Origin of the sequence: Edaphobacter sp., from assembly GCF_035532915.1 — a bacterium.
In the GTDB taxonomy this organism is placed as follows: domain Bacteria; phylum Acidobacteriota; class Terriglobia; order Terriglobales; family Acidobacteriaceae; genus Edaphobacter.
Genome location: NZ_DATKQC010000416.1, coordinates 1 through 10,152 on the forward strand (window position 1 = coordinate 1; position 10,152 = coordinate 10,152).

6 protein-coding genes and 1 pseudogene are annotated in these 10,152 nt (G+C 55.7%); 2 read left to right on the top strand and 5 right to left on the bottom strand.

The annotated features are described in order from the left end of the window. Window positions 1–282 precede the first annotated feature (282 nt). Together VMU57_RS19495 and VMU57_RS19500 are read right to left on the bottom strand one after the other, a co-directional pair. Window positions 283–1,368 carry an IS110 family transposase gene (locus VMU57_RS19495; protein ID WP_325386463.1) on the bottom strand — a complete coding sequence of 362 codons (1,086 nt, stop codon included), beginning with the start codon at window positions 1,366–1,368 and terminating at the stop codon, window positions 283–285. After that, window positions 1,337–2,158, bottom strand: coding sequence for an SDR family oxidoreductase (locus VMU57_RS19500; protein ID WP_325386465.1), 822 nt, complete (start codon window positions 2,156–2,158; stop codon window positions 1,337–1,339). The genes VMU57_RS19495 and VMU57_RS19500 overlap by 32 nt, the downstream gene beginning before the upstream one ends. A gap of 93 nt (window positions 2,159–2,251) precedes the next feature. On the opposite strand from VMU57_RS19500, the gene VMU57_RS19505 reads away from it, so the two are divergent. Both VMU57_RS19505 and VMU57_RS19510 read left to right on the top strand, forming a co-directional pair. After that, window positions 2,252–2,686 (top strand): helix-turn-helix domain-containing protein, encoded by a 435-nt coding sequence (locus tag VMU57_RS19505; RefSeq protein WP_325386467.1) that lies wholly within the window; start codon window positions 2,252–2,254, stop codon window positions 2,684–2,686. Between the two features lie 167 nt (window positions 2,687–2,853). After that, on the top strand, window positions 2,854–5,208 hold the full coding sequence (locus tag VMU57_RS19510; RefSeq protein WP_325386469.1) for a twin-arginine translocation signal domain-containing protein: 2,355 nt from the start codon (window positions 2,854–2,856) through the stop codon (window positions 5,206–5,208). Between the two features lie 630 nt (window positions 5,209–5,838). Here VMU57_RS19510 and VMU57_RS19515 read toward each other — a convergent pair. The 3 genes and pseudogenes from VMU57_RS19515 to VMU57_RS19520 form a co-directional block, all read right to left on the bottom strand. Beyond that, window positions 5,839–8,640 (bottom strand): annotated as a pseudogene (locus VMU57_RS19515) (efflux RND transporter permease subunit). Then, complete coding sequence (locus VMU57_RS23270; protein WP_422653413.1) at window positions 8,585–8,944, bottom strand: DF family (seleno)protein; 360 nt, start codon at window positions 8,942–8,944, stop codon at window positions 8,585–8,587. The pseudogene VMU57_RS19515 and the gene VMU57_RS23270 overlap by 56 nt, the downstream one beginning before the upstream one ends. Further along, entirely contained in the window at window positions 8,941–9,381 is a 441-nt protein-coding gene (locus VMU57_RS19520) for a MerR family DNA-binding protein (RefSeq protein ID WP_325386471.1), read from the bottom strand. Before VMU57_RS19520 ends, VMU57_RS23270 begins: the two co-directional genes overlap by 4 nt. Between the last annotated feature and the right edge of the window lie 771 nt (window positions 9,382–10,152).

Here is a 10,152-nt window from a genome sequence, read left to right on the forward strand (position 1 = left end):
ACAAGCGCGTTTTCTATGAGCAGGTCACTGGTGTCAAGGTTTGTTCTTTGCTTTTTCCTTCATAGTGTTTTTGTTGTTGTTCTTGGTTTCGTTGCGCCGCATGTTGCTCTCCACCGGGTTTCTATTCGCACTCTGGATGAGCTGTGTTGATGCAAGCTCGGTGCCGGTTGGGGTTCGAGAGGAGAGTCGATGCTGCCATTTATCGGTCGGCCTTGGAAGACCAAAACGCGCACGCAGTCATCGGAACACGGTGTCGTCGCAACGGGTAAACATGGTCATCTCTTAGGCCGCTTTTTCGTAGAACGGTATGTACGGCTCTTGCGTGCTCCAGAGGCGATGGAGCAACACGGCTAACTTGCGGGCGACGGCAACAACGGCCTTGCTCTTGGCCTGCTTGCCGCCTCTGGCAGCCAGATGGAGACCCCACTGTCGAAGCGCCGAGTCTCGTCCGTGCGGTCGCAGGATGTGATTGGAGCACTCGATCAGCAGACTTCGAAGGTATGCGTTGCCGGCGTGGGTGATGCCGAGCTGAGGATCATGATCTCCGGACTGACTTCGACGAGGCCGTAAGCCAAGATAGCAACCAACATCGCGACTTCGACCGAACCGCTCCTTGCTGCCGAGCGTAAGAACGAAGGTCAAGGCGGTGAGGTGGCCGACGCCGTGAACCTTCAGCAGCGCCTGGGCCTCCGGATACTCGGTCTGGCCGAGTTGCTGGATCTGCCGGTCGTACTGCTTAATCTTGACTGTCATCTCCGCGATCTGGTGGAGCACCGGACCAAGCGCCTGTGCCAGTCCAGGCGGCATAACGGCCAGGCTGCGCTGAGCGAAGCACGTTGTGGCGGAGGCGGGCATACGGTAGCCGCAGGACTTCGTCAGACCACGAACGGCGTTCACCGCAGCCGTGCGCAGTCGTACCAGCAGGGCTCGCGCACGGATCAGGGTGAGGGCCTGCTGCTGTGCGACGGTGCGGTGGGCGATTGGCCGAAGTATGTTCGGATCAAGCCGGGCATATCGGGCCAGCTTCTCGGCATCAACCTGGTCGCTCTTCCTATCACTGTGCGAGATCGCTCGCAGCTCGCGGACGTTCGCCACGATGACTTCGTGGCCTAGCTCCTGAAGCTGTTCACTGATCCAGATCGAGTGCGTTCCGGCCTCCATCGCGACCCGAGCTGGAGGCAGATCGGTGAACCACTTCTCGATAGCTTTCGGTGTCGTCCGGAAGCGACCCCGGTCAACTACTTCTCCATCTTGGTTGAGGGTGCAGTAATGGCTCCAGACATCGCCAAGGTCGATGCCGATCGTCATCTCAACCTTGGCCTGTCTGCGTGGGACTTCAGCAATAGGGTGCTGCGCTGGCTTCTTCATGGGAATAGTCTCTCTCCGATCCGGAAGACCTGCTCATCCCATTTAGCAGTTCGAAGAAAAGATCGAATTTCTCTGCGTTGAAGTCTCCGGCAAAACGTAGCGGGTAAACGTTTTTTACCAGTATTTCCTTCGCATCGGATTGAGTGGCGAGAATCTGGATGACCTCGGAGATGAAATCATTCAGCGTCATGGCCCGCGGATCGTTTGCCTGCTGTTCCCCCATCAGTTTGGTTTGGACGTACGGAGGCACAAGTTCTAGCACCTCGACGGAGCTCCCCTTGAGCTGATAACGAAGAGATCCCGACCACGAGTGAATTGCTGCCTTGGTGGCGCAATAGGTCGGTGTCATCGCCATGGGGGTGAACGCTAGGCCCGAGGAAACAGTCATGACGGTTGCCTTTGGCTGCTGCTTCAAGTGCGGCAGGAGAGCAGCGGTCAGGTGTAGTGGAGCTGTGAGGTTCGTAGTGATGATGTCATCGACTACTGATAGATCAACAGCCTCATTCAGATTCTCCAATTTCATGATGCCCGCCATGTTGATGAGAACGTTCAGGCCAGGGTACTCTGCCGTGATATCAGCCGCAAAGTTCTTGAGTTTGGCCAAGTTCTGCACGTCGAGGACTTCGTATTGCATGCCCGGATTTGCGGCCGCAACGGTTTGGAGTACGTCCTTGCGGCGCCCCGCGATGATGACTGTGTTGCCCAATTTATGAAAGGCTTCGGCGAGACCGCGGCCAAGTCCGGATCCGCCCCCCGTTATGAGAATGGTGTTCTTTTCGGTAAGGTTCATTGCGTTATATTCTCCTCTTGAGTTACTTTAAGATAGCCACTCTCTATTGGGAAGTAGGCACTTTGCAGTGCGATAGGCACGACGAGGTTAGAAATGAAGGAAAAGCGAGATTCTGCCAAAAATAAAAAATCAAGTCCCGTACTATTTCAATCTCCGCAGGGCAAAGCATCGTCTGCGGAGATCGACCGGATTGTTGTGGAGATTATCGGGCGCGTGGCAGACAAATGGACCATGCTCCTGCTTGAAGCCCTGGCGCAGAACGGCATTGTGCGATTCAGCCGATTAGCAGAATTGGTCGCGGGCATAAGCCAAAAAATGTTGACGCAGACTCTTCGTCAGATGGAAGCCGATGGTTTTGTAACCCGCAGCGTCTACCCGGTCGTTCCACCGCGGGTTGAGTATGCCCTGACCCCGCTGGGCAAGAGCCTCGGTGGAGCATTTTGCGGAGTATGGGAATGGGCCGAATCGAATCACATCGAACTGCAGCGGCAGAGAGCCGCATATCGGAAGAGAATGGGTCTCGGGTAATCGGTATAGATAAGTCGTCTTCTCGAAAGTGATCGGCAACTGTTCTAATCTCGGGCGTCCGAAAAACGGCGTTAGGGTGATTTGAACGATCTTTCCGCAAAGCTGAGTTCTCGGGAGATGATTAGTATCTACCCGCCCTGAGAAAGAAGGAGTCGATCGTGGATTCAATGAAGAAAAATATCGAATTGGAGTCGCGCCGAGATTTTCTCAAGATGACGGCGGCAGCCTCGCTGGCGGCGAGTGTGGGCGGTCTTCTGCCTGGTGAGGCGCATGGCCAGGCGGCACGAAGTACAGATCGCCCCTGGTATAAGCGATCGTATCGATGGGGACAGATCAACCTGAACGAACAGGACCCCCTGCACTACGACCTGCAATGGTGGCGGAGCTACTGGAAGCGCACACAGACTCAAGGGCTGGTGATTAACGCCGGGGGGATCGTGGCCTTCTATCCGAGCAAAGATCCACTTCATCACCAAGCCAGGTTTTTGAATGGTGGCGATCTCTATGGGGATCTGGTGAGGGCAGCTCGTGCAGACGGGCTAACCGTCTTTGCCCGCATGGATTGCGGGAGCGCCTTCGAACCATTCTACAAAGCACATCCGGACTGGTTTGCGATGACTGCCGAAGGAAAGCCCTATACTACCGGCGGCCGGAGAGGCAATCTGGCTGTAGGTACGGAACCGGGAGACGACGACGACGTGATGCTCTATACGACATGCATCAACGGTCCTTACTACGATGAATATATCCCAAAAATCTTGCGCGAGATTATCGCCCATGAAAAGCCCGACGGATTTACGGATAACCACTGGGCGGGTCAGGGCCGGAATAGCATGTGCTACTGCGTCAACTGCAAGAGCAAATTCCGGCAGGCGAGCGGAAAAGACCTGCCGACTAAGAAGGACTGGAATGATCCGGTGTATCGGCAATGGATTGAGTGGAGCCACAAGCGACGCCGGGAGACCTGGGACCTGTTCACCAATACGACCAAAGCTGCGGGCGGCCCTGATTGCATCTGGAGCGGCATGCTGAGTGGCAACTTTGTTCAGGCTGCCAGTAGTTTTCGGGACATGAAAGAGCTTTGTGAGCGGGCCGACATTATCATGCTGGACCAGCAGGGGCGAGCCAGTAGCGGATTTGGACCGCCAGGCGCCGGTCTCAATGGGGGATTCCAGGAAAATGGCGATACTGGCAAGCGAGTTCACGGCCTGGGCGGTTGGAATAAGATTGCGCCGGAGAGCATGGCGACTTATGGACCGCGAAAGGCCGCGCGTCCTATTCCGGAAGTTCGTATGTGGATGGTGGACGGTGTCGCAGGCGGCATTGCGCCGTGGTGGCATCATGTGGGCGGCTATCAGGAGGATCGGCGCCAGTTCCGGGTGATGGAACCATTGTTCCGGTGGTACGCAGAGCATCAACAGTACCTGATCAACCGCGAGCCGATTGCGACGGTCGGTGTTGTCTATTCGGAGCGCAACTTCGAGTGGTACGGCCGGGACGACGCCAATGACCTGGCCCTTGCTCCTTACAACGGCATGATCCAGGCACTGATCCGGGCTCGCATACCCTACGTGGCGGTGCATGCCGACAATATTGATCGTGACGCAAACAAGGTTTCGCTGTTGATTCTTCCAAATCTGGCGGCTATGTCCAATTCACAGGTGGAGTCGGTGCGGCGATTTGTTAGCAAGGGGGGTTCGCTGGTTGCTACGGACGAGACTAGCCTCTATGACGAGTATGGCGACCGGAGGCCCGACTTTGCCCTTAGCGACGTCTTTGGGGCTCAGTACATAGGAAAGCAAGACGGTCCGCACAAAGCGTCTGGTCTGGACCACAGCTATCTGCGTTTGACGCCGGATGTGGGACAAGATGTAGACGGTCCGCGCCATGGAGACGAGCCCGCCAAGTCGGCAGCCCGACATCCGGCGCTACGGGGTTTCGAAGGGACCAATATTCTGACGTTTGGCGGCATACTTCACGAGGTGAAGCCGGCGCAGGACTCGACTGTGCTATTGACGTTTATCCCGATATTTCCGGCGTACCCGCCAGAGAACTCCTGGATGCGGACGCCTCGAACTGAGATTCCCGGCTTAATCGTTCGAGAGCAGGAAGGGGCTCGAATCGCATATCTACCGGCCGATATTGATCGGCGCTATGAACAAGGGAACATTCCCGACCATGGGGACTTACTTGGAAACGTGGTGCGCTGGGCGGCTAAGGATACGATTCCGCTTGAGGTTAGAGGACCGGGTCTGATTGACTGTCATCTCTATCGCCAGCAAGATCGTCTCGTCCTACACCTCGTAAATCTGACGAGCGCAGGGACCTGGCGGATTCCGGTTGAGGAGCTTATTCCGGTGGGACCTTTGACTGTGCGGATGAAGCTTCCTGAAGGCGTGGCCGGGAAGCGTCTGTTCCTGACCGTATCGGCTGAAACGGCTACGCCGGTGCGCCAACAGGGTGGCTGGATCCAATTTGAGGTGAAGTCTGTCCTGGACCACGAAGTGGTGGTGCTGGAATAAGGTTTAAGGAATTGGTGATTGATGTTCAAAGAGCAAGTGAGTTTCGCAGGACTAATGATCCAAAGTCCGCTCTCCCAGTTCGATGAGCGCATTGCCCTGATATGGAGTGACCGTGTCAACTGGGCGAGATCTGTGAGTTTGTTTCGGTGGTTTGCGTTTTCTTTTCCCGAAGACAGAGCGAGCAGCAGTCGGGGCAGTTTTGAGCGACGATTGATCAGTCTGATACTCGCGGGTCGGAACCGCATAATCATGATCCGTCGGGAGCTGCCTCTGACTGTTATCGCGAGTCCGGTCGAGCCTGTCGCATAGGGCAAACGAGGGTTCTCCTTCGTGCTTGTCCTGGCTGCTGCCGGCTCTGTGTTCGAGATGGATGTCAGCGTTCATCGATTCAGTATTCTTAGCTATTTCCTTCTTAGGTTTGCTTGTTGTCAGGACTCCGCTCGCAAGAGCAAAGTCAGCTCCTTGCTTGACGGATTTGCGGGTACATTGTGCGGGGGCTTTCCCTGCATCATGTGATGAGCGCCGCCATTGCGTCGGTCACGGTGCCGGTTATGATTTGGCTGGATTGAGCGAATGCCGCTCCCACAGAGAGAGCGACGGCAAGAAATACAGTCAAGATTCTTAGACGTATTAGAGTTCTCCTTGAGTTGAGGGTTGAATGGGTTGGGGTGGGTTCTGCGCATGAAGATGTCCTTTACGCAATGCCCGTTCCTTCATCATGACGAAGAAGACGGGCACCAGGATGAGGACGTGGATGGTGGAAGTAATCATGCCTCCAACAATGGGCGCGGCAATCGGCTTCATTACATCGGAACCGATGCCAGACTCCCAAAGGATGGGGACAAGGCTGGCAAGCACGGCGGCGACGGTCATCAATTTCGGACGCAGTCGCTGGACGGCTCCTTCGATCGCCGCGGCTTCGATTTCGGACTCTGTGAGAACCCCGCCCTTCTGCAGGAGTTGTTCCAGAGCTTCATGAAGGTAGACCACCATGACTACGCCTGTCTCAACTGCAATACCAAACAGTGCAATGTAGCCAACCCACACCGCAACGCTGAAGTTGTAGTGGAGCAGCCATTGCAGCAGCAGCCCGCCGGTCATGGCATAGATCGTGGGGACGATCAACACCACAGCCTCGGTAGCCGAATGAAAGACCATGTACAGGAGCAGGAAGATAAGGAAGAAGACAATGGGAAGGATGAGCTTGAGCCGTTGTTTGGCGCGCAGCTCAAACTCATATTCCCCAGACCATTTGAAGCCATAGTTTGCTGGCAGCGAAATTTGACTGTGCAGCTTCCGGTTCGCCGCATCGACGAAGCCGCCATAATTGGTGTCTTGGAGGTCGATGTACACATACCCGGTAAGCTGGCCGTCCTCATCGCGGATCATGGCCGGACCATGTGAGAACGAGATGCGCGCCACCTGTCCAAGCGGAATCTGCGCGCCGGAAGGAGTTGCAATCAACACATTGCGCATCTTGTCCTCGCTGTCGCGGAAATCCTGCGAGTAGCGCACGTTGATGGGGTAGCGCTCACGCCCTTCGATATTCTCCGCGATATTTTGTCCCCCGATGCCGGAGGATACAGCCGTCTGAATATCGGCAATACTGAGTCCATAGCGTGCTGCTTCCTCGCGATTCGCTTCCACGTTGACATAGAAGCCCTGCGAGATGCGTTCCGCGAAGACCGAACGTACCTGCGGCATCGCAGAGAGAGCGCCCTGTATCTTTGCGGCGAGCTGTTCGATGCCGTCCACGTTCGGCCCCTGGACTTTGAGGCCGAGCAGAGTCTTGATACCTGTCAGCTCCATGTCCAGTCGATTCTCAACCGGACTGGTCCATGTATTCGAGAGACCAGGAAATTGCAGCTTAGCGTCCATCGCCTAAATCAGTCTCTCGTACGTCATGCCCGGAGGCCATTGCTCACGCGGCTTGAGCATGATCGTGGTGTCATACATATCGAGCGGCGCGTTGTCCGTCGCGCTGTCGGAGCGTCCGACCGTACCGAAGACGCTGGCAACTTCGGGAAATGTGCGTAGGATGGCATCCTGTTTTTGCAACAGCGTCTTTGCCTGTGCGATGGCGATGCCAGGAAGTGCGGTCGGCATATAGAGCGCGGAACCTTCAAAGAGCGACGGCATGAACTGGCTTCCCAGTTTGAATGCCACAGGCAGCGTCGCCACCAGAAAGATGAGATTAACAGCGATAGTCAGTTTCCGGTATTTGAGGCAGAAGCGAAGAACCGGCAGATAGATTGCCTGCGTGAAACGCGAGATTGGATTGGCTCTCTCCGGCTGCAGACGCCCGCGAATGAGGAGCACCATCAACACCGGAACAAGGGTAATGGCAAGGATGGAAGACGACGCGACGGCCAGGGTCTTCGTCCACGCAAGCGGCCGGAACATGCGGCCCTCCTGTGCTTCGAGCAGGAAGACGGGAAGAAAGGAGACCACGATGATGAGCAGCGAGAAGAAGAGAGCCGGACCAACCTGCTTAGCGGCCTTGATAAGGATCTCGCGGCGCTCCGGTTCGGAGATGGGTGTATCGCCCGATTGCTGCCGTTCGGACAAGTGCCGGTAGCCATTCTCGACCATGACGATTGCCGCATCGACCAGCACTCCGACAGCGAGCGCCAGACCTCCGAGAGACATGATATTAGCGCTGACACCCAAAAAGTAGATCGGGATGAAGGCAATCAGGACGGCAATAGGCAACGCGATAATCGCGATCAACGCCGACCGGAAATGGAAGAGGAAGAGGATGATGACGAGGCTGACTATGATGGCTTCTTCGAGAAGATCACGCTGAAGCGTGGCAATCGAATCCTGAATAAGACCCGAACGGTCGTAGCCCGCGACAATCTGCACGCCGGGCGGCAGCGACGGGGCAATCTCGCGAAGCTTCTGCTTTACCCCCTCGATTACGTTCAGCGCATTCATGCCCTGGCGCATGACTACGATGCCGCCAACGGTCTCGCCTTTTCCATTCCATTCGGCGACGCCCTCTCGAATATCCGGACCGAAGCCGACGCTGCCAAGATCGCGCAGAGATACCGGCGTGCCGTTTTTACTACCTACAGCCACAGATGCAAGATCATTCAGGGAGCGCAGGTAGCCGAGGCCGCGGATCATGTATTGCGTCCCGTTCAGATCCAGAACGCTGCCGCCAACCTCATTCCTGCTGGCCTTCACCCTGTCGATTACCGTGGAGAGAGGGATGTTATAGGCCAGTAGCTTATTCGGGTCGAGACGCACCTGATACTGGCGCACGTAGCCGCCGATGCTTGCTACTTCGGAGACACCGGGCACTGTCTCCAATGCGTAACGAAGATGCCAGTCCTGGAGACTTCGCAGATCGGCCAGGCTCTGAGTTCCGCTCTTATCGACGATGGCATACTCGAAGACCCATCCCGCGCCTGTGGCATCCGGGCCGATGACCGGATGAACATTCGCAGGTAAGCGCGACGGATGGTAGTCCCGATCGGTGGCCGCTCTCTGTATACGAGCGGCATCCCAAACCGAAGTGTCGAGCGGCGCGTGCTTCTGGTTCCACATCGAGGCCATTGATTCTGACAGTTGGCGATCCGAGAAACCGCATCGCCTTAGCATCAGCCGATGTACCGACTTCCACTTCCTGAATTATCGCGGACGTGCCTGCATTAGACAGTGCGTCATGTACGCGCTCGACGGCTGGTTTACGATTGGGACAATTCGAGATATAGAGCACTTCGATTTTCACTGAACCTCCTTACGGCTGCGGGAGATTTCATCAATTACTGGGCAGCTCCTTGTGCATTCCTTCGCTAACTCAAGGTCGCACCGCTCTCTCGCACCCCGAAGCTGCTTTTCCAGCTTGCGCAAGTCCGCAATCTTTTGCTGCACAGTGATGAGCTTCTGGTCGAGCAAATCATGCACATGCGAACAAGCCTCCGATCCGGTATCACGAAGCAGCAGAAGTTCACGGATCTCCAATAGCGAGAAACCCAAAGCCTGCGCCCGATTCACAAAGCTCAGACGGTCAATATCGCCTTCGCTATAAAGCCGAAAACCGCCGGGGCTGCGATGCGGCTTGGCTAAAAGTCCCTGTTTTTCATAGAAACGGATCGTGTCGATCGTGAGGCCGCAGCGGACCGCTACGGTTCCGATATGGAGTCCGCTGCTGGATTTTCCATCCATGCATCAACGATACAGTCTGGAGTCGACTCCAGAGTCAAGATGGAAGGTTATGTGCATACCCTTAGCTCAAAATCAATCCAAGGCCAACATCAAGTGTCTTTGCATCGTTGGTATAGATCTGTGCGTCGTGCGTAGCCCGCGAGATGGAGACATAGGCGAAGCGGCTGTCTTAGGACCCCAAGCGTGCCGATCACCAAAACATTCCGGCGCTTCGCCAATTCCCGAGCAGGTGTTTCGCCCGCAATGAGCCGAATCTGCTCCTAGCTCCACCGCGAGGGCAATCGCCTCTCGTTCTCCGCTATCCAAAAAATCCAGGGACGCATCGGGCGGATTCCTCAGTTGCTGCATTTCAAGCCATGCTGGAGAGTTCGCGCTCCAAGCCCGGACCGGGCGATTCTAGGTTTGTATCCAATACAAAACGCGAATCTATCCTGTGCATGAAGAGCCGAAACAAACTTGACCAAAACCTGACCAACGGCCATAGACGGCTTCGAATCTACTGAACAAATTGAACGACTTGCGGCGTGCGTCTGTGCGGGCGGAAAGGGCTGCAATTCCATTCAAATGAATGAAAATACAGACGGTTAGTCTAGTGTGAGCATTCGACTCTTAATCGACTGGTCGCAGGTTCGATCCCTGCCGCGTCCGCCACTTTACTCCCAATCTTTCAAGCACTTACCGTTTTCGGTTCGTCTGCCCCTATGATGCATTTTCCAAAATCTGACCAAACTTTTTCGCCGGTTGCGCTGATTGATTGCAATCCGCAGTGGT

Coding starts and splice junctions, on each gene's coding strand:
- VMU57_RS19510 (WP_325386469.1), top strand. CDS start 2,854: ATGAAGAAAAATATCGAATTGGAGTCGCGCCGAGATTTTCTCAAGATG.
- VMU57_RS19495 (WP_325386463.1), bottom strand. CDS start 1,368: ATGAAGAAGCCAGCGCAGCACCCTATTGCTGAAGTCCCACGCAGACAG.
- VMU57_RS19520 (WP_325386471.1), bottom strand. CDS start 9,381: ATGGATGGAAAATCCAGCAGCGGACTCCATATCGGAACCGTAGCGGTC.
- VMU57_RS19500 (WP_325386465.1), bottom strand. CDS start 2,158: ATGAACCTTACCGAAAAGAACACCATTCTCATAACGGGGGGCGGATCC.
- VMU57_RS19505 (WP_325386467.1), top strand. CDS start 2,252: ATGAAGGAAAAGCGAGATTCTGCCAAAAATAAAAAATCAAGTCCCGTA.